This window comes from Cloacibacterium sp. Arc13 (genome assembly GCF_041431305.1).
Lineage (GTDB): Bacteria > Bacteroidota > Bacteroidia > Flavobacteriales > Weeksellaceae > Cloacibacterium > Cloacibacterium caeni_B.
In genome coordinates, this window is record NZ_JASMRM010000020.1 from 1 (window position 1) to 20,823 (window position 20,823).

The window sequence follows — 20,823 nt, forward strand, 5'->3', positions numbered from 1 at the left end:
TTTTTTTGTTGTACAACCTCAAAGATACTTTGAGTTACTTTAATTCCTTCTTATTTTTTTATTTAGGACGCTATTGATAATAATTCTATTGTTCAGTTTGCTTTAAATTATTATTAATAATAGGATATTCTATGATATGAACAACCAAAAATGACTCTTGTATAAAGCAAAAACGCTAATGAATAATAATAGTTATCCTTTAGAAAATTGTTGATAATTAAATGAATGTTTAATGAATAATATTTTAAAAAAGCATGTTTTGTTTTATCGTATTCACAATATTATTCTCATATCATTTTGCCCATTTACCGTATTCTCTATTCTCACCTCTTGACTCTCGGATCTTTGACTCTCGGCTCACTGAAATGCTCCCTTCATGATCGGGGAAGGTATACTTAATTTTAATTACTCTTGTCACCATTCACCATTAACTCTTGACTCTCGGCTCACTGGAATGCTCCCTTCATGGTCGGGGAAGGTATATTTAATTTTAATTACTCTTATCACCATTCACCATTAACTCTTGACTCTCGGTTCTTGACTCTCGGCTCTTGGTTCTTGGTTCTAAAAAAAGCCCCAGCAAATGTCAGGGCTTTTTTATCATTTTAGGGGAATAGTTTTGCTCGTTACAATGGGTAAACCAATTAGTTTTATTTTCTTGGGCCAGAGTTGTAAGGAAGCATGGTTTTTCTTTCGTTTGATTTTCATGTATTTGACCAATTTTTTAAAGTCTTTAACAGTATTTTTATTTTCAGACCTTGGGAAGTACGTCAGTCTCTTGGCTAATCGGTCTACGTCTATTATTCTGCTTCTCGGTCTTGGAGTGTTATATTTTTTGATGTATTCATTGAGAGGGATAATAGGGGCTTTTTCATCTTCAGAAACTTCGGGTTCATGTAAGGGCAATACCATAAAATTTTTAGGATAATAAATCTTACCCCCAAAGCGAATAAATCTTATTTTGCCATTTTTGCGGTAGCGCTGTAAAGTTCTTTCGGTGACTTTCAGTTTTTCCATCATGGATACATTGTCGTAAAACAGTAAATCTTCATCAGACAAATGGTCTGCTAGATTGTTTCCGCTTTTTTCGCGGTTTAGTACTGTAACAATTGCATCTAAAGCTTTTTGAATACTTTCTCCACTCATGGGTTGCATCATAATTGATAAAATTTAAAAAATTATAATTATTCCTTCATTTTTTTTAACTTCACATTGATAATCAATGAATTTTGGAAGGATTTGTATCAAAATTAAGAAATTGATATTTAATTCTAAAATAGATAATTTATATTTTTGTTAAATTTTGGTGCAATAGGAGCAAAAAGTTTTCCACAATTACATAGAACTTGCTCTAAGAGGGGATTTAGAGAGATCCCCTACTAAAAATAAGGTTTTTGGGTCTGTTTTTTTTAAACGCATGCCTTAAGCTTGTTTTAAAAGCCTATTTAATGGAGAATATCTAAGAAGTTCTATTTAAACAGATGTAACAGTTTTTTAAGACGCTATTTTTTATCAATGAGCCGTCTCCTCCGAATCAAAGTGCAGTCAAAGTGCAGTTTTGTTCGGAAAAAGTACCCGTTTTCCGAAGCAGACTCGGGCTTGATTCGAACTTGATTCGAACAAAACCCATTTTTTACCCATAAAAACTCATTTTTCTTGAAGATTTTTTTTCTGCTCAGAAAAAAAAACGTTTCTCATTTTTCTCAAAAATTCATTTTTTCATTCCAGTCCCAAACGACAGTTTAAGACAATAAATACTACACCCAGACAATACCCGACAATTTAAGACAATCGTTTGATTTACAATGTTTTATGATGTAAGTTTGTCAATGTAAAAGTGCTGCAGCCTTTTCGGATTTATTAAACTTAGTATTTTAATTAACAACAAAACCAATTAACAATGGGAAAAATTAGAACAGGAATCCTCGGAGGATTCCAAGGAAAAGTAGGAACCGTAATCGGTTCTAATTGGAGAGGCGAAGATATTATGAGAGCTTTGCCCAAAAAATCAAGAAAAAGTCCAACAGAATTACAAAGAATTCAAAGGATGAAGTTTAAAACCGTAAGTGAATTTCTGAATCCGTTGAGAGCACCTCTCAATATGTATTTTGGAAATGACAATGGTAAGAAAAGTAAGTACAATTTGGCGACTTCTTACCATATTACCAATGCTTTAGAGGTTTTTGATGAAGCGGTACAGATTGTTTATCCAAGGGTGTTGGTCTCCAAGGGGACGCTTTTTGGATTTCAAAATCTTAGTGTAACGGTTTCTGAAACGGATCTTGAATTAAAATGGGATGATAATGCCATCTTTGGCAATGCTAAACCAGAAGACACGGTGAATGTAGTATGTTACAATGAAGAACAAAATGTGTTTTTTGTTTTTGAAAATGTGGCGCAGAGAAGCGCTCTTACCGCTATGGTATCATTGCCTCAGAATCTTGTTGGGTATGATGTAATGGCTTATGCTTTTTTGTATGATTCCACTTCTAAAACCGCAAGTAATTCTGATTACTTAGGTAATCTTTCATTAGGATAAAACAGGTAGGTTTTTTCACAACAGCTCTCAAAAATCCTTGAGAGCTGTTTTTTGTTATTGTTTTTTCATAGTTTAGTAATATAATGCTGAAATTTTTCATTTCCCTACCTAAAGTGCGGAAAAATTTCTCACTGTAAAATAAAATAGGCTCCCTTTAGGGTTCGGGGAATACCTATTTTATTTTTAGCTACTCTTGTCACCATTCACCATTAACTCTTGACTCTCGGCTCACTGGAATGCTCCCTTCATGGTCGGGGAAGGCATATTTTATTTTTAGCTACTCTTGTCACCATTCACCATTCACTATTGACTCTTGACTCTCAGGTCTTGCCTTTCGGCTCTCAAATCTCTTCTTTAGAATCAATATAAAATGAATTTATTTTTTGAAAGGAAAATAAATTTGTTATTAATTTGCAGTTTGAAAAAAAAACTAATAACAATAGATTGTTGTAAAACAATAACCAAAAAATTAACCATGAATTGGTACGCCATTTATACCAAACCAAGGAATGAAAAGAAAGTAGTAGCGAATATTCAGGCGCTAGGAGTAGAGGCGTATTGTCCTACCATTTCTGTCGTGAAACAATGGAGTGACAGAAAAAAAACAATCATTCAGCCGTTGCTATCTTCATATGTTTTTGTAAAATTAGATGAAAAAGACCGAGAAATAGTATTTCAGGTTCCTGGTGTAGTGCGTTATCTTTTCTGGTTGGGTAAGCCAGCGATTGTAAGACAAGAAGAGATTCAAGCGATGAAAGAACTACTTCAAGAAAAGTACAAACAAGTAGGTGTCGCGGATATTGCAAGAGGTGAAAAGATCACCATAAACGAAGGGCTTTTCAAGGGGCAAACAGCAACTTTGGTGGAGCAAAAAAATAATAAAACAATTTTAGTTTTAGACAGTCTAGGAATTACTTTGATTTTAGAAAAGTAAAAGGAAGAGTCAATATCAAGAAATATTTTTTATAATACACGATTAAGAAAATTAATTATATGAGCAAAATATTGATCACAGGAGGAGCAGGATTCATAGGTTCTAATTTATGTGAATATTTTTTAGGGAAAGGTCATGAAATTATTTGTTTAGATAATTTCGCAACAGGGCATAGACATAACATTGTTCCATTTTTAGAGAATTCTAATTTTAAATTAATTGAAGGTGATATCCGTGATATAGGAGTTTGTCATACTGCAGTAGCAGGTGTAGACTATGTTTTGCATCAAGCAGCGTTAGGTTCTGTACCACGTTCCATAAAAGATCCTATTACTTCAAATGAAGTGAACGTTTCAGGGTTTTTAAATATGCTAGTTGCCGCTAGAGATGCAGGAGTAAAAAGATTTATCTATGCAGCGAGTTCTTCTACCTACGGAGATTCTGAAAGTTTACCAAAAGTAGAAGATAAAATAGGAAAGCCACTTTCGCCGTATGCCATTACGAAATATGTAAATGAGCTATATGCAGAAATTTTTAGTAAAACTTACGGAATCGAAACCATTGGATTGAGATATTTTAACGTATTCGGAAGAAGACAAGATCCTAATGGAGCGTATGCTGCTGTTATTCCTTTATTTGTGAAGCAATTAATGAAAAAAGAATCTCCAGTAATTAACGGAGCAGGAGATTATTCTAGAGATTTCACGTATGTAGATAATGTGGTTCAGATGAATGAACGCGCAATGTTAACCACCAATTCTAAAGCCGTGAATACAGTATATAATACAGCGGTTGGAGATAGAACAACTTTAAATGATTTAGTGAAATATTTGAAAGAATATTTAAGTAAATATGATGCTGAGATTGCTGATGTAGAAGTAGTTCATGGTCCAAATAGACAAGGAGATATTCCACATTCTTTGGCGTCAGTAGAAAAAGCAAAAGAATTATTAGGGTATCAGCCTACACATACCATTAGTCAAGGTTTAAAAGAGGCGGTAGATTGGTACTGGGAAAATTTGAAATAAAAATGGGCTTTAAAGCCCATTTTTTTCATGAAGATATTGCAAATTTCACACCTGGCTTCATCAAAGTTACCATGAGCAAGAATATTTTTAATTATTTAATCTTTTAATTCTCGCATTCGCATATTAACTATTTTACAACTTTACAACTTTACGCCTTTACGGTTTTACCCATTTTCGCTTTTACGCCTTTACGATTTTACGATTTTACAACTTTACGGTTTTACATCTCATATCTTGATTCTTGATTATCAAATCTTTTCTTCAAAAATTTTTGTTATTTGAAAACATTTGAGTACTTTTGTTGTTCATTCGGAAATATGTTAGACAGCATTATAACATCTAAAACACGATTGCGACTATTGGTAAAGTTCTTTATCAATGCTGCTAATACAGGCTACCTTAGAGGTTTAGCTCAAGAAATGAATGAAAATACAAATGCTATTCGCAAGGAATTAAATAACCTCAGTGAAGCTGGTTTTATCATCAGAGAAGAGGCAGATAAAAAGGTCATGTATCATGCGAATACCAACCATCCTTTGTTTACTACACTCCAGCAATTAATCCAAAAATACATCGGTATAGATTTTATTATTAATCAGATTCTCGAAAGAATGGGAGAGGTTTCTCGTATTTTTTTAGTGGGAGATTATGCGAAAGGAATAGATTCTGGCGTCATAGAAGTGGTTATAGAAGGTCCAGCATTGAACCAAAGCTATATTGAAAATCTAATACAAAGAATAAAGAAAGAAATAAAAAAAGAAGTAATTGTCCATATTACTCCAAAATACGTGGGAGATGGACTTTTAGTTTTTGAAAATAAATAAAAAGTAGATAAGGTTTTTCAGTTTTCTTGAGAAACAAATGTTGAAGATAACTTATTTCATGGTGAACTCGTTTTAAACGGGACTCACAGGGCGAAGCCGTAAATAAAATAAACCAAAGAGCTATGAAATAGTAAACTGAATGTTTAAAAAACAATTCAAAAATCAAATATAATTAACAACAAATAAAATACAAATGAACAAGATTGCCATCATCGGACTAGGCTATGTTGGGCTTCCTTTAGCAAGATTATTTGCAACCAAATTTCCAGTAGTTGGCTTTGATATTAACCAAAAGAGAATAGAAGAGCTTAATCAAGGAAGAGATGTAACCCTAGAAGTAGAAGATGATATTTTACAGCAGGTATTAGTACAGTCCAATCCTTTTAAAGATAATACTTCAGGCTTATTCTGTACGGCTCATCTAGAAGAAATTAAAGATGCCAATTATTATATTGTAACAGTTCCTACACCAGTTGATAAACATAATAGACCAGATTTGACGCCTTTGTACAAAGCCTCAGAAACAGTAGGTAAAGTGTTGAAAAAAGGAGATGTAGTAGTGTATGAATCTACAGTTTTTCCTGGTGCTACAGAGGAAGAATGCATCCCAGTTTTAGAAAAAGTTTCGGGTTTGGAATTTAATGTAGATTTCTTTGCAGGATATTCTCCAGAACGTATTAATCCAGGAGATAAAGAACATACGGTAGAAAAAATCCTTAAAGTAACGTCTGGTTCTACTCCAGAAATAGGGGCAAAAGTAAATGAATTATACAAAACGGTCATTACTGCAGGTACGCATTTGGCTCCAACTATTAAGGTAGCTGAAGCAGCTAAAGTAATTGAAAATTCGCAAAGAGACATTAATATTGCTTTTGTAAATGAGTTGGCTAAAATTTTTAATATTCTAGACATAGATACTCATGCTGTTTTGGAAGCTGCGGGTACAAAATGGAACTTTTTACCTTTTAGACCAGGTTTGGTAGGTGGACATTGTATTGGGGTTGATCCTTATTACTTAGCCCAAAAAGCACAAGAGCATGGTTATCACCCAGAAATAATTTTGGCAGGGAGAAGGTTGAATGATTCTATGGGAGAATATGTAGCGGCGCAAGTAGTGAAACTAATGATTAAAAAAGGGATTACCGTAAAAGGAGCTCAATTATTATTATTGGGAATTACCTTCAAAGAAAATTGTCCAGATGTAAGAAATACCAAAATAGTAGATGTGGTAAAAGCACTAGAAGATTACGGTATCCAAGTAACTATTTTTGATCCATGGGCAAATCCTGCAGAGGTAAAACATGAATACAATTTAGTTTGTCACGATGAACTTGTTTCTGGATCTAAATATGATTCTATTGTACTAGGAGTTTCGCACAAAGAATTCTTAAACTTAGATTTAGAACCATTGAAAAATCAAAATGCAGTGGTGTATGATGTAAAAGGTATTTTACAGGGCAGTGATGCTAAACTTTAGCATAAAAATCAGAAGTTAAATAAAAGTAAATGCTTTTTGATGAAAAAAGTATCATATAAAAACATAATGTTGAAAACAATTATAAAAAAGGTATTACCCAATTTTCTTTTCTTTTACCAAACACTCAAGTATAGGCTTTTCATTTTAATATTAGCGAGTGTTTTAGTAGGATTATTAGATGGTTTAGGTTTAGCGATGTTTTTGCCGTTAATAGAACTTTTTGCAGACCCTAAAGCAGTTGTATCAACGGAAGGTCATGGTAATTTTTCTTATTTACTGAGAATTTTTGACCAGATGGGGATTTCCTTAAACTTGGTAAGAGTTTTACTATTAATGTTCATCTTCTTTGTTTTAAAAGGATTTGCTATGTTTTTAGTAAGATATCTAAGAGTGGTTTACCAGCAATATTTCACGGCGAAAACAAGACTACAATGTATAGATGCATTATCCGACTTTAGTTATGAAGGTTATGTAAAATCAGATGCGGGGGTCATTCAAAATGCGTTAACGGGAGAAGTAGAAAGATTGATGCAATCATTTGTAAATTATACAGATATGATTCAGCAGTTCATGATGCTGGGAACGTACGTGGTGTTAGCGGTATTGTCCAGTCCTGAATTTGCTTTATTAATTGTGGTTGGAGCAATGCTTTCTAATTTTATATTCACAAGCCTATACAGAAAAACTAAAATTTTATCTAAAGAGTTGGTAAAAGGGAATAATGCTTTTCAAGGATACATCATTCAAGCAGTGGTGTTTTTTAAATACCTCAAAGCTACAGCTACCATGCCTTTGTACCATCAGTTCCTAAAAAATAAAGTCGAAGAAATTGAAAGAACCAATAAGAAAATGGGAGTTTTAAGCAGTATAATGCTAGGAGCAAAAGAACCCATTACTATTGGAATTGTTTTGGTAGTAATCTATATACAAGTGATGGTTTTGAAAGGCAATTTTTCATCCATTGTCTTAAGTTTATTATTCTTTTATAGAGGATTGACCGCGATGAATACTTTTCAAAATTCGTATAATTTGTTTCTTGGCAAAATGGGCTCTATCGAGAACAGCGTTACTTTTGTTCAAAATCTTAGAAAAGGTGCAACTAAAACTGGAACTAAAAAATTAGAACCTATTCAAAAGGAAATAGAGTTGAAAAATGTCTCTTTTGGGTATAATGAAGTTTCTATTTTGCATAATATTTCTTTGACAATTAAAAAAAATGAATCTGTAGCATTTGTGGGTGAAAGTGGTTCAGGAAAAACAACGCTATTGAATGTTATCAGCGGTTTATTAACTCCCACTAAAGGCAGCTTATTCATAGATGAAGTAGACACCAAAGCAATTAATATAGCTACATACCAAGAGAGAATTGGTTATATTACTCAAGAACCGGTTATTTTTGATGATACCATATACAACAATGTAACTTTATGGAGTCCAAAAACGGAACAAAATATTAGAAAATTCCAAACCGCTATCGAACAAGCGAATTTATCACAGTTGATTGAAAAGTCTCAAGAAAAAGAAAACATGCAGGTGGGAAGTAATGGAGTAAGTCTCAGTGGTGGTCAGAAACAAAGAATTACCATTGCTAGAGAGTTATTTAAAGAGGTAGATTTATTGTTTTTAGATGAAGCGACCTCAGCATTGGATTCAGAAACAGAAAATATAATACAGCAAAACATAGAACAGCTAAAAGGGAAATACACAATGATTACCATTGCCCACCGTTTGGCAACCATAAAAAATGTGGACCGTATTTTCGTTTTTGACAAGGGGAATATCGTAGACTCAGGAACGTATGAAGAACTCCTAGCACGTTCTGAAAATTTCAACAGAATGGTAAACTACCAAAAAATTTAATAAAAAAAACATTTATACTATGGAATTAAAAAATAAAACAGTTCTAATTACAGGAGGTACAGGATCCTTAGGAAAAGCTTTAACAGAGTATATTTTACTAAACTATCCTGATTTAAAAAAATTGATTATTCTATCGCGAGATGAACAAAAGCAATTTGTCATGGCTCATGAATATCCTTCTAATAAATATCCCCAAATTCGGTTTTTTTTAGGAGATGTAAGAGATAAAGAACGTATGGTAAGAGCTTTTAGAGGGGTGGATTATGTAATTCATGCAGCAGCAATGAAACATGTTCATTTAGCTGAGTATAACCCAGATGAGTGTATTAAAACAAATATAGGTGGTGCTCAAAATGTAATACATGCTGCTTTAGAAACAGGTGTACAAAATGTCGTAGCACTATCAACCGATAAAGCTTGTGCACCCATAAATTTATATGGTGCAACAAAATTGACATCTGATAAATTATTTGTAGCCGCAAATAATATTAAAGGTACAAATCCTATCAAATTTTCAGTAGTTAGGTATGGAAACGTTATGGGTTCAAATGGTTCTGTTATTCCATTCTTTATTAAAAAAAGAAAAGAGGGTAAATTACCAATAACGGATCCAACAATGACACGTTTTAATATTTCATTACAAGGAGGAGTAGATATGGTAATGCACGCCATGGAACATGCCTGGGGAGGTGAAATTTTTATTCCTAAAATACCTTCTTACAAAATTACAGATGTAGCGACTGCCATAGCTCCAGAATGTGAATTAGAAATTATAGGGATACGACCTGGCGAAAAAATTCACGAGGAAATGATTACGGCTTCGGACTCGTTTTACACATATGATCTGGGTAAATATTACACGATACTGCCTTCGGTGCCAAATTTTGATATTCAAGAATTTATAAAACATTTTAATGCGAAATTAGTTCCAGCAGGATTTAATTATAATTCAGGAGATAATACAGAGTGGGAAACTGTGACAACCTTAAGACAATTAATAAAAGAACATGTAGACTCTAATTTTAAAATATAATGGAACATAAAATTATTCCTTACGGTCGTCAAAATATCACACAAGAGGATATTAATACAGTAATAGAAGCATTAAAATCAGATTATTTAACTCAAGGGCCGAAAATTCTGGAATTTGAAAATGCATTTGCAAAATATGTAGGAAGCAAATATGCGGTTGCGGTTGCGAATGGGACCGCTGCATTGCATTTATGTACATTGGCTTTAGATGTTAAAAAAGGACAAAAAGTAATAACTACTCCTATCACTTTTGCCGCTTCAGCTAATTGTGTACGTTACTGTGATGGAGAAGTTGTTTTTGCGGATATTGATCCTGAAACCTATTTGATTGATTATGATTCGGTAAAAAGGCTTTTAGAATCCTCTTCAAAGGGTACTTATCAAGGCATAATACCTGTTGATTTTGCAGGGAGGGCTGTTGATTTGGAAAAGTTTAGAAAGCTAGCAGATGAATACAACCTTTGGATTATTGAAGATGCATGTCATGCTCCAGGTGGTTATTTTATTGATGAAAAAGGTGAAGCACACAATTGTGGGAATAGTAATTTTGCTGATCTAGCCATTTTTTCATTTCATCCAGTTAAACATATAGCTTCAGGTGAAGGCGGAATGGTTACTACAAATGATGAAAATTTATACAAAAGACTACTAAAGTTAAGAACTCATGGGATAGTTAAATCAGATGATTTATATACTAATTCGATTGAACTTGCAGGGGGTGACTGGCAATATCCACTATGGTATATGGAAATGCAAGAATTGGGTTTTAATTATAGATTAACTGATTTTCAAGCTGCTTTAGGTTTAAGTCAATTAAATAGAGCCGATGAAGGAATACAGAGAAGACGTGAAATTGCTACCACCTATTATGAAGCTTTTAAAAATAAATCATTTATAAAAGGTCAATCAGGTGTCGTACAAGGACATGCTTATCACCTTTACATTATAGAAGTAGAAAATAGATTAGGGCTATATAACTTTTTGCGAACAAAAAACATTTTTGCTCAAATCCACTATATTCCATGTCATTTAATGCCGTATTATCGTCAATTTGGATGGAAAGAAGGAGATATGCCTAATGCGGAAAACTATTATAAATATTGTATTAGTTTACCAATGTATCCCACTTTGACAGATGAAGAACAATTATTTGTAATACAATCCATCATTGAATTTTATGGCTAGCATTTGCATTATACCTGCAAGAGGCGGTAGCAAACGTATTCCTAGAAAAAATGTTAAAGATTTTCTTGGAAAACCTATTATAGCATATACCATTGAAGCTGCTATTGCTAGCGGCTTGTTTGCAGAAGTTATGGTTTCAACAAATGATGTTGAAATAGCTGAAATAGCAAAAAAATATGGTGCAAAGGTTCCTTTTGTTAGAAGCGAGGTAAATTCAAATGATTTTGCCACTACTTTTAATGTTATTGAAGAAGTATTGCATGAATATCAAGAAAAAGGGAGTACTTTTGAATTTACTTGTTGCATTTATGCTTGCGCCCCATTTGTTACTTCTAATAAATTGATAGAGGCTTTTCAAGTTATGGAGCAAAATCAATATGATAGTGTTTTTCCTGTAATACCATTTGGTTTTCCCATTCAAAGAGCATTAAAATTTGAAGATAAAAAAACTCGTTTTTTTTATCCAGAATATTGTTCTTCCCGATCACAAGATTTAGAGAAAAGTTATCATGATGCAGGTCAGTTTTATTGGATGAATACAGAAGTTTGCTTAAATAAAAAACAAATTTTAACGGATAATTCTGGTAGTATAGTTTTATCAGAATTAGAAGGACAAGATATAGATAACGAAGTAGATTGGAAGTTAGCTGAATTAAAATATGAACTCATACAAAGTATTAAATAAGCAGTTTTTTCAAAAAGAGGCATTTTCTCTCGTTCCCATACGTTTGGAAGATCGGTTTGATATTATGCAATGGCGTAACGAACAAATTTACCACTTGCGTCAAAATAAACCTCTTACCGAAGCTGATCAAGAGCAATATTTCAAAAATGTATTAGCTAAATTATTTGATGAAGACCAACCCAATCAAATTTTGTTTTCTTTTATGGAGAATGATGTTTGTGTTGGATATGGAGGACTGGTTCACATCAATTGGATTGATAAAAATGCGGAGATTTCATTTATTATGAATACCGTTTTAGAAAAAAATCGTTTTAAAGAAATATGGTCAGTATATTTAGAACTGATTCAGATAGTAGCTTTTGATGATTTAAAACTGCATAAAATTTACACGTATGCTTTTGATTTAAGACCTCATTTATATGAAATACTTATTGATTCAAAATTTATTGAAGAGGCACGACTCAAAGAACACTGTTTTTTTGATCATAAACATATTGACGTTGTAATGCATTCAAAAATCAATAATTCAATTACATTGAGAAAAGTAACTGACCAAGATTTAGAAATAACTTTTCAATGGGCTACAAATAAAGATATAAGAAAGTATTCGATTCAAAAAAAAGAAATTGGATACGATGAGCATGAAAAGTGGTTTTTTTCAAAAATTCATGCAGATGATTGTTATTACTACATTGCCATTTATGAAGATATCCCAATTGGTTCTATTCGTTTTGATATCATAAATATTAATGAAGTTTTAATTAGTTTTTTACTAAATCCTAAATACCAGGGAAGAGGTTTTGGAAAACAAATACTTGAAAAAGGATGTGATTTAGTTCAAAAAGACGTTAATTTAAAAAAAATTGTTGGTGTTGTTCATGAAAGTAATTTACCTTCTCTGAAAACATTCAGATCATTAAATTTTAATGAATATAGAGATAGTGAATCTTATATTACTTTTTTTAAAAATATAAATCATGAAAATAGATAAATTAGAAATATCTCAAAATTCAAAAGTTTTCATTATAGCTGAACTTTCAGCAAATCACAATGGAAACTTAGAGACAGCTTTGGAGACAATCAGAGCGGCAAAACGAGCAGGAGCGGATTGTATCAAATTACAAACTTATACCGCTGATACTATAACTATAGATTCAAAAAAAGATGATTTCTTGATTAAAGGGACTATTTGGGAAGGAAAGAATTTGCATGATCTTTATCAGGAAGCTTATACACCGTGGGAATGGCACGAAGCTTTGTTTGAAGAAGCAAAAAAACAAAATTTGATTTGTTTTTCATCTCCTTTTGACAAAACAGCAGTCGATTTTTTAGAGCATTTTAATGTGCCTGCCTATAAAATTGCCTCTTTTGAAATAACAGATATTCCTTTGATTGAATATGTAGCCTCTAAAGGAAAACCTATAATATTATCTACTGGGATAGCAGAAATTGAAGATATTAAATTAGCTATAGATGCCTGTAAAAGAATGGGAAATCATGATATTGCATTGTTAAAATGTACATCAAGTTATCCAGCTCCCATTGAAGAAGCAAATATGGTCATGGTAAAAGATATGGCAGAACAATTTGGGGTAATTACAGGTTTGTCAGATCATACAATGGGAAGTACAGTTCCTATTGTGGCAACTTGTTTTGGTGCCAAAATTATTGAGAAACATTTTATTTTAGATCGTGCTATCGGAGGCCCCGATGCGTCTTTTTCTATGGATGAAGCGGAATTCACAGCTATGGTAAAAGCGATAAGGGAAGCAGAAGCAGCAATCGGTGTTGTGAATTATAAATTAACGGATAAACAATTTAAAGGTAAAGAATTTTCTAGATCATTGTATATAGTTAAAGATATTAAGGAAGGAGAAGTGATTACTGAAGAGCATGTGAAGAGTATTAGACCAGGATTTGGATTACATCCTATGTATTATTCACTCGCAATTGGTAGTAAAGCAATTAAAGATTTTGAAAAAGGAGATCGTTTTGAAATGTAAATTGTAAAAAAATGATTAATTCACTATTTCAATTTATAACAAAAAAACAAATTATTCTATATAACAAGCATAGAAGTACATTGCCAATTGTTTTAAATAAAAAAAATCATTCCAAATTTTATTTTTGGGATATAGATTTGTTATGGAAGTTTATACCTTTTAAAACTTCAGATAAAAGGAAACATATTGTAATGTATATATTCTTGAATATAATAAATCCAAAGTATATACTTTCTAAGAATTGGATTTCAATAAGAGAAAGTTTATATAAGATATGGACTTCTAATCATGAATCTAGTAAATTTATTGTAGTTCAGCATGGCTCGTATGTAGGAGGAGTAGTTACTGATATTCCTCACAAATTTACCAAATGTGATGTTTTTTTAACTTGGGGAGAGTACTTTGTTGAGCAATTTAATAGCTATAACTCAAGAAAAAAAGTTTCTATTGTAAAGTTTGGTAACCCTATTTTTAATAATTATAATAGGGATAATTATCATTATAGTAATAAAAGAACCAACAAGATATTAATATTACCTACAGCTTTAGATAAGTTGAATCTCGAATTTTTTTATTCGTTAATAAATAAATTGAGAGAACTTCAATTTGATATTACAATAAAAACTCATGGAAAGCAAGGCAATAGTGAAAAAAATAGCGATGGTAGTCCAAGATTCCCGAAAATAAACAATACAGATTGTTTAACAGGCCCACTATATCCTTTGCTACAGAATAATGATTATGATTTTATCATTTCAGATCATTCTACTTCTTTGTTAGACGCTGTTTTTTTTAAAAATAAAGTAATTTATTTTGATCCTAACAATAAAGTTAAAGGTTATACAACAAATTATTCTAAATATTTAGTAAATCTTTTTGAAGCTAATTTGGAGTCATTAACAAAAGATGATTTTTATAATTTAGTATCAGTAGAGAAACAGGAACAACTCCTAGAAAATATGATTTTCTCTGGGAATAATGAATTATCTTCTATAAATTAAATTTAAAAAAATGCACCGACTAAAGCAGAAAATTGTTTTTCTGAGAAATCATTTTATTTATAAAAAATGGGATTTTTTAGCCAAAATAAATCAAACAAAATTATATACAGACCCCAAAGCGGATTTTGTAGTTTCTATAGCAACTTATCCTAAAAGAGCTCATTTATTGCCCGCTGTTTTTGAGGCGCTTAACCAGCAAACACAGCTGCCTCAAAAATGGATTGTAGTGCTAACGGAGGAAGAATGGCCAGGGCTTCAACTGCCAAAATACCTCAATAAATTAATAAATCGAGGGATAGAGATTGTTTGGGTAAAAAACAATTCCTTTGCAGTGAAAAAATTACTTCCAGTAATGCAAAAATATCCTGATTTAGGAGTGATTACGCTTGATGATGATATCATTTATCATAAAAGTTTGGTGCGAGGCTTACTAAATAATAGAACAGAAAATCCTGAGACAATAGTAGGATATGTAGGAAAAGCAATGGTGAAAAAAGAGAATCAGTTACATATGTACTACAGAGAAAAAAATGCTGCCAATAAGAATACCCCTTCGTCACAAGTATATTTAATTGGATGGGGAGGGATTTATTATCCGGCAGGAAGTTTACATGAAAAAGCTTTTAATGAAGATCAAGTACGCCGAATAGTGCCTGGAAGAGGCTCAGATATATGGTTTTGGGCAGCTGCAATAGCTAATAATACGAATCAAATCTGCTTGGGACTACCGAAAAATTACAATTTAGGTGTTCCTATACCACAGAATGATAAAACAAAACCGAAAGACAGACCAAAAACAGATGTTTTATTAGAACGTTTTCAAATGGCTATTGATTATTTTGAATTAAGAGAGAGATTAATAAAGCTATTGCCTAACAAATAGTCAAAAAAATGAAACAAGCAAGTCAAATAAAAAATTCATATAATGGTTATTTAATGCTATTGATGTTGTTTTCTCCTATAATGGGAGTGGTGAAATTACTCAGAAATAGAGATGAAAAAACATTACTTCTTTTTGGAATTATATTTTTTGGAATAGCGGGAAGTCTATACGTGTATAGACCAGGCTCAGATGGAGAGGCGCATTTGAGTAGTGCACTTACTTATTATTCAGACATGTCTTTTAATGCCTTCATAAATCAATTTTATGATTTAGTTACCCTTAATTCTACAACAGGTGCAAAAGATATTTATCTACATTGTATATCGTACTTAGCAGCATCAGTTTTTGGTGTCCCAGAACTTATTCACGTATTTGCAGGTTTAATCTTAGGGTATTTTTTTACAAAATCAGCACTTTTAGTTCTTAAGGATAAGCTTACCATTAAAAAAAGTGGCTTATTAACAGCTTTTATTGTATTATTTATTTTTGATAGAAGTTTAGGAGCGCTTAATTCTATTAGAATGTGGACAGGAATGTGGGTGTTTTTTTATGGAACGTATAGTTATGTGATTACTAAAAAGAAAAAATTTTTATTAGTAATTTTATTTTCTATCGTTGTACACTTTTCTTATCTTATTGTTTTAATTCCTTTTTTAATTTCTTATATATTAAGAAATAGAACTTTTATTATGACAGGTTTATACTTGGTGTCATTTGGGATGTCTTTAGATTTTACAAGTGTTGAAAACTTCTTGCCCAAGACTGATTTAGTTGAAAGTCAACAAAAATCTAATGTAATTGATTCCGAAGAAAAAGCTGAATTCTTTCAAGAAAAAGCTGCAATTGCAAATTCAGTTAAAAAAAATTTTTATGTTACTTATGGAGAAGGTTTTTACAAAGATTATTGCATAGTAGGGCTATCATTTATTTTGTTGCTTTTCTACAATAGCAAATATGCCGAGAAAAAATTTATTTTCCTTTTTGCTTCAGGCATTGGGTTATACATATTTTCGAATTTGGCAACTTTTTCCCCTTCATTATCTGGAAGGGTAAGAACAATTTCCGCTCTTTTTATATTAGTTTCAACCATTCAGCTCCTTTTTACAATAGTTAGGTATAAATTAAGTCGTCAAAAGATGAACTTATTAAATGCTGGCTTAGTTATTTTTTTGTTATCATCCGTTCCGATGTTTCTTTTTCAACTTTCTTATCTTATTCAGATGTTAAGTTTTTTTTCAATTATTCTTGCTCCAGTATCTTGGTTATTAGGAGACGCAGATATTTCTATTAGAGATTTTTTTAATTATTTATTTTAAAAATGAAAATTGCAATAATTTTACAACAACAGTTTGATCCGAATGCCGGAGGTGTACAAAGGGTTACAAACAATCTTTCTGAACTTCTTTCAGTACAGAATGATGTATATATAATTTGTTATAATAAAAATGAAACAAATAGACATGTTAATAATATTCCAATAATGGCAGTAAAATCTGATATTGAGTTAAAAAATATTTTAGAACAGCTCAATATAGAAATCATTATTAATCAGACTGGATATTCAGTTAAATTTACTAAAATGCTTTTGAATATTACTAATGATAAGGCTAAGATAATCAATAATCTACATATTAATCCACTCAATTTTTATGACAATCATAAAAATATTATCCAAGAACTTTTCAATAGAAAAAAAATAGGATTTCTCAATACTTACATCACAAGGAAAATAATTCTAGGATATCATGTATGGAAGCAAAATAAAGAACTAGGTTTCATTGTCAAAAACACTGATGCTTTTGTTATGCTATCAGAAAAATTTAAACCAGAGTTATTCTTTTTAGTACCAAAACTCAAAAAATACTTACATAAAATACACGGAATAGGCAATCCATTTCAGAGACCCGAAGTAGATATTGAGGCGCTACCAAAAGAAAATGTAGTCTTGTTTGTAGGGCGTTTAGATCTTTCTCAGAAGAGAGTAGACTTACTATTAGAGATTTGGAAAAGATTACATGCTCACTCGCCTGATTGGAAATTTTGGGTGCTAGGAGATGGTGCTGAGAAAAAAAGTATGGAGAAATTTTGTCTGCAAAATAATTTAGACAGAGTACAATTTTTTGGGAAAGTAAAACCAGATGAGTACTATAAAAAAGCAAAAATTTTCCATATGACTTCTGCTTTTGAAGGGTTCGGGAATGTTTTAATAGAAGCGCAGAGTTATGGTTGTGTGCCGATGCTTTTTGACTCATACGCAGCAGCTTCGGATATCGTTCATCATAATCAAAATGGGATTTTGATAAAAGCTTTCGATTGTAATGCTTATGTTGAAGAAACAATTAAACTGATGGAAAGTCCTATTAAGATTTCCGAACTATCAGTAAATGCGTATGAGAATGTTCTTCGTTTTTCCTACGAGGAAACGTATAAAAAATGGGAGAAGGTTTTCGAAACGCTTAAATAGTGTTTTTTATTTTTTAAACTTAAACTATGCTATCAAATTTTAAGAATAGAGTAAGAGCTCATTTAATCAATTACAAAGGCTGGAGCACCAAAAGAAAAATCGTTGTTTTTGAAAGCGATGATTGGGGAGCCATCCGACTTCCAGATATTACTAAAATTGAGGAATACAGAAAACAATATCCTCATACGAAGAATCCTTATCTCAAATATGATTCTTTAGCTTCAGAAGATGACTTAAATGTATTGTTTTCATTGATTAGTGATTGCAAAGATAATTTTGGAAATCATCCCAAATTGACTTTTAACACGGTAGTAGCCAACCCAGATTTTAAAAAAATTAAAGAATCAGGTTTTAAACAATATTATTATGAGCCTTTTACAGAAACGTTAAAAAGATTTTCTAACCATTCTCAATCCTTTAATCTATGGAAAAATGCAATTGATGAAAAGTTAATGTATCCTCAGTTTCACGGGAGAGAGCATGTAAATGTACCATTATGGTTAGAAGAACTAAGAAATGGAAATCAAGAACTCCTAGATGCCTTTGATCTAGGGACGTGGAGTGTTCCAGAAAATAAAAGCTCAATAATTAATCTTCAAGCTTCCTTAGATTGGATAGATGAAAGACCTAAAGAGTATCAAGAAGGATATATAAATGAGGGACTTTCATTGTTTGAAGAAATCTTTGGATTTAAATCAATCACCATGATTCCTAATAATTTCATTTTAGGAGAGCAACTTCACGAAGTGCTTAAAAATAATGGTATAAAGGTCATTCAAGGGATGAAATATCAAAAATTACCATTTGGCGAAGATAATAATCAAAAAAGAAGAATCGTTGGCAGATTTATAGGCAGTGAAAACGAACAACAAATAAAGTATTTTGTAAGAAATGGGCAATATGAACCTACACAAATGCCAGCAAATTATGATAGTGTAGATGGATGTTTAAAAGAAATTTCAAATGCCTTTTTTTGGAACAAGCCAGCTATTATAAATACTCATCGTCTCAATTATGTAGGGGTCTATGACCAGAAAACCAAAGATGAAAATATTAAGAATTTCAGAGTTTTAGTAAAAAGCATTATAAAGAATTGGCCAAATGTAGAATTTATGGATTCTGCAGAATTGGCAAATTTAATGTTAGAAGAATAAATTTAATCACGACAATTATTAGAGAATGTATTGATTAGAAATTGAAAAAAAAAATACACTTATGATAAAAACTAAAAACGAACTGAAAAAATATTTAGAACAAGACCGAATAGCTCTTGGGATTAGAAATTTAAGTGTGAAAGGTAGGCTTAAAAATATTATTTTCCCTAATCATATTTATTGTTTTCAAAAAGCATTGAGAAAAGCAGAATATTATGGAAATAATAAGAGAAACATAATTTCTTTATTACTATTTGCCTATTATTTTTTTAAATACAAAAGGTTAAGTATCAAACTTGGATTTAGCATACCTATGAATGTTTTTGGACCAGGTTTAGCTATTATTCATTATGGAACTATTGTGGTAAATCCCAGAGCCAAAGTGGGCGCAAATTGTCGTATTCATGTTTGTACAAATATAGGGGAATCTGGTGGTGTAGCAGGTGCTCCCAAAATAGGAGATAATGTATACATTGGACCAGGAGCTAAAATATACGGAGATATTACTATAGCAAATAATACTGTTGTTGCAGCAAATGCAGCAGTAAATAAATCTATCTTAGAAGAAGGGATGCTGGTAGCAGGAGTTCCAGCTAAAGCAATTAAAGAGATTGACGTGAAAAGAATGATTAAACACATCTAGTTTTTAGTATATATCAAAACAAAAATAATCACAAATAAAACAACATTGACGAGAAAATTAGATAATAAAACTTGTCAGCAAATGATAAAAAATGAGTAAAATTTTAGTAACAGGCGCAGCAGGCTTTATAGGATTTCATGTTAGTAAGAAATTAATTGATTTAGGTTTTGAAGTCTATGGTATTGATAATTTGAATGCCTATTATGATGTAAGATTAAAAATAGATAGATTAAAAGAATTAGGTATAGATACACAGTCTGAATTATTCATGAGACAACAGGAGGTGAAAAGTGGAAGCAATGAAAATTTTCGTTTTTCTCAAATGGATTTGGTAGATGAACACAGATTAGACCACCTTTTTCTTAAAGAAAAATTTGATGCGGTTATCAATTTAGCAGCACAAGCGGGAGTAAGATACTCCATAGAAAACCCTAAAGCATATATTCAAGCAAATGTAGTAGGCTTTATGAATATATTAGAAGCCTGTAGAAGCAATCAGATTAAGCATTTAATCTATGCCTCTAGTTCTTCAGTGTACGGCAATCAACAAAAAGTACCATTTTCTGAGAAAGATAGAGTAGATCATCCTATAAGTTTATATGCGGCAACCAAGAAGAGTAATGAATTAATGGCACATGTATACAGCCATTTATATGGACTAAAAACTACAGGACTCCGTTTCTTTACCGTTTATGGACCTTGGGGAAGACCAGATATGGCACCATTTTTATTTACAAAAGCCATTTTGAGTGAAACGCCAATTAAGGTGTTTAATAATGGAGATTTAATGCGAGATTTTACCTATATAGATGATATTGTAAAAGGAATTATAGAAGTATTGATTACAGATAAAATTCAAGAGAATTATAATATTTATAATATTGGAAATAATACTCCTGTAAAACTATTAGATTTTATACAAGCTGTAGAATTGGCATGTAACAAAAAAGCCCAATTAGATTTTTACCCAATGCAAGATGGAGATGTATACCAAACCTTTGCAGATATAGAGGATTTAAAGGCAGTAACAGGATATATTCCCAAAGTAAAAATTAATGAAGGAATACAAGAATTTGTCAATTGGTATAAAGCCTATTTTAAAAAATAAATC

Annotated in this window: 19 protein-coding genes; 18 read left to right on the plus strand and 1 reads right to left on the minus strand. The window is 31.7% G+C overall.

The annotated features are described in order from the left end of the window. Nucleotides 1-600: 600 nt before the first annotated feature. Complete coding sequence (locus tag QO190_RS12200; RefSeq protein WP_371463532.1) at nucleotides 601-1,158, minus strand: helix-turn-helix domain-containing protein; 558 nt, start codon at nucleotides 1,156-1,158, stop codon at nucleotides 601-603. Between the two features lie 742 nt (nucleotides 1,159-1,900). On the opposite strand from QO190_RS12200, the gene QO190_RS12205 reads away from it, so the two are divergent. The 18 genes from QO190_RS12205 (at nucleotide 1,901) to QO190_RS12290 (ending at nucleotide 20,820) form a co-directional block, all read left to right on the plus strand. After that, the gene (locus QO190_RS12205) at nucleotides 1,901-2,539 is read left to right on the plus strand and encodes a DUF6266 family protein (RefSeq protein ID WP_371463530.1); all 639 of its coding nucleotides are present in this window, start codon (nucleotides 1,901-1,903) and stop codon (nucleotides 2,537-2,539) included. Nucleotides 2,540-3,014: 475 nt separating this feature from the next. Beyond that, nucleotides 3,015-3,473 carry a UpxY family transcription antiterminator gene (locus QO190_RS12210; RefSeq protein WP_371463528.1) on the plus strand — a complete coding sequence of 153 codons (459 nt, stop codon included), beginning with the start codon at nucleotides 3,015-3,017 and terminating at the stop codon, nucleotides 3,471-3,473. 59 nt (nucleotides 3,474-3,532) lie between these two features. Continuing rightward, a complete protein-coding gene (locus QO190_RS12215; protein ID WP_371463526.1) occupies nucleotides 3,533-4,501 on the plus strand; it encodes an SDR family oxidoreductase in 969 nt (322 codons plus the stop codon). A gap of 317 nt (nucleotides 4,502-4,818) precedes the next feature. Next, the gene (locus tag QO190_RS12220) at nucleotides 4,819-5,325 is read left to right on the plus strand and encodes an ArsR family transcriptional regulator (protein WP_371463524.1); all 507 of its coding nucleotides are present in this window, start codon (nucleotides 4,819-4,821) and stop codon (nucleotides 5,323-5,325) included. A 193-nt stretch (nucleotides 5,326-5,518) separates the two neighbouring features. Further along, nucleotides 5,519-6,802 (plus strand): nucleotide sugar dehydrogenase, encoded by a 1,284-nt coding sequence (locus QO190_RS12225; protein WP_371463522.1) that lies wholly within the window; start codon nucleotides 5,519-5,521, stop codon nucleotides 6,800-6,802. A gap of 66 nt (nucleotides 6,803-6,868) precedes the next feature. After that, the gene (locus QO190_RS12230) at nucleotides 6,869-8,662 is read left to right on the plus strand and encodes an ABC transporter ATP-binding protein (RefSeq protein WP_371463520.1); all 1,794 of its coding nucleotides are present in this window, start codon (nucleotides 6,869-6,871) and stop codon (nucleotides 8,660-8,662) included. 19 nt (nucleotides 8,663-8,681) lie between these two features. Next, the gene (pseB, locus tag QO190_RS12235; RefSeq protein WP_371463518.1) at nucleotides 8,682-9,695 is read left to right on the plus strand and encodes a UDP-N-acetylglucosamine 4,6-dehydratase (inverting); all 1,014 of its coding nucleotides are present in this window, start codon (nucleotides 8,682-8,684) and stop codon (nucleotides 9,693-9,695) included. Further along, nucleotides 9,695-10,879, plus strand: a complete 1,185-nt coding sequence (gene pseC, locus QO190_RS12240) for a UDP-4-amino-4,6-dideoxy-N-acetyl-beta-L-altrosamine transaminase (protein WP_371463516.1) — start codon at nucleotides 9,695-9,697, stop codon at nucleotides 10,877-10,879. Before pseB ends, pseC begins: the two co-directional genes overlap by 1 nt. Next, nucleotides 10,872-11,564: a pseudaminic acid cytidylyltransferase gene (pseF, locus tag QO190_RS12245; protein WP_371463514.1), complete on the plus strand. Its 693-nt coding sequence runs from the start codon at nucleotides 10,872-10,874 to the stop codon at nucleotides 11,562-11,564. Before pseC ends, pseF begins: the two co-directional genes overlap by 8 nt. Further along, complete coding sequence (locus QO190_RS12250) at nucleotides 11,539-12,555, plus strand: GNAT family N-acetyltransferase (RefSeq protein WP_371463512.1); 1,017 nt, start codon at nucleotides 11,539-11,541, stop codon at nucleotides 12,553-12,555. The genes pseF and QO190_RS12250 overlap by 26 nt, the downstream gene beginning before the upstream one ends. Further along, the gene (gene pseI, locus QO190_RS12255) at nucleotides 12,542-13,567 is read left to right on the plus strand and encodes a pseudaminic acid synthase (protein ID WP_371463510.1); all 1,026 of its coding nucleotides are present in this window, start codon (nucleotides 12,542-12,544) and stop codon (nucleotides 13,565-13,567) included. Before QO190_RS12250 ends, pseI begins: the two co-directional genes overlap by 14 nt. A gap of 11 nt (nucleotides 13,568-13,578) precedes the next feature. After that, nucleotides 13,579-14,568 carry a hypothetical protein gene (locus QO190_RS12260; RefSeq protein ID WP_371463509.1) on the plus strand — a complete coding sequence of 330 codons (990 nt, stop codon included), beginning with the start codon at nucleotides 13,579-13,581 and terminating at the stop codon, nucleotides 14,566-14,568. Nucleotides 14,569-14,578: 10 nt separating this feature from the next. Next, the gene (locus QO190_RS12265) at nucleotides 14,579-15,451 is read left to right on the plus strand and encodes a glycosyltransferase (RefSeq protein ID WP_371463508.1); all 873 of its coding nucleotides are present in this window, start codon (nucleotides 14,579-14,581) and stop codon (nucleotides 15,449-15,451) included. An 8-nt stretch (nucleotides 15,452-15,459) separates the two neighbouring features. After that, the gene (locus tag QO190_RS12270) at nucleotides 15,460-16,767 is read left to right on the plus strand and encodes a hypothetical protein (protein WP_371463506.1); all 1,308 of its coding nucleotides are present in this window, start codon (nucleotides 15,460-15,462) and stop codon (nucleotides 16,765-16,767) included. A 2-nt stretch (nucleotides 16,768-16,769) separates the two neighbouring features. Further along, complete coding sequence (locus QO190_RS12275; RefSeq protein ID WP_371463504.1) at nucleotides 16,770-17,915, plus strand: glycosyltransferase; 1,146 nt, start codon at nucleotides 16,770-16,772, stop codon at nucleotides 17,913-17,915. A 26-nt stretch (nucleotides 17,916-17,941) separates the two neighbouring features. Next, the gene (locus tag QO190_RS12280; RefSeq protein ID WP_371463502.1) at nucleotides 17,942-19,069 is read left to right on the plus strand and encodes a hypothetical protein; all 1,128 of its coding nucleotides are present in this window, start codon (nucleotides 17,942-17,944) and stop codon (nucleotides 19,067-19,069) included. A 61-nt stretch (nucleotides 19,070-19,130) separates the two neighbouring features. Then, nucleotides 19,131-19,712, plus strand: coding sequence for a serine O-acetyltransferase (locus QO190_RS12285; protein WP_371463500.1), 582 nt, complete (start codon nucleotides 19,131-19,133; stop codon nucleotides 19,710-19,712). 91 nt (nucleotides 19,713-19,803) lie between these two features. After that, nucleotides 19,804-20,820: an NAD-dependent epimerase/dehydratase family protein gene (locus QO190_RS12290; RefSeq protein WP_371463498.1), complete on the plus strand. Its 1,017-nt coding sequence runs from the start codon at nucleotides 19,804-19,806 to the stop codon at nucleotides 20,818-20,820. The last annotated feature ends 3 nt before the right edge of the window (nucleotides 20,821-20,823 follow it).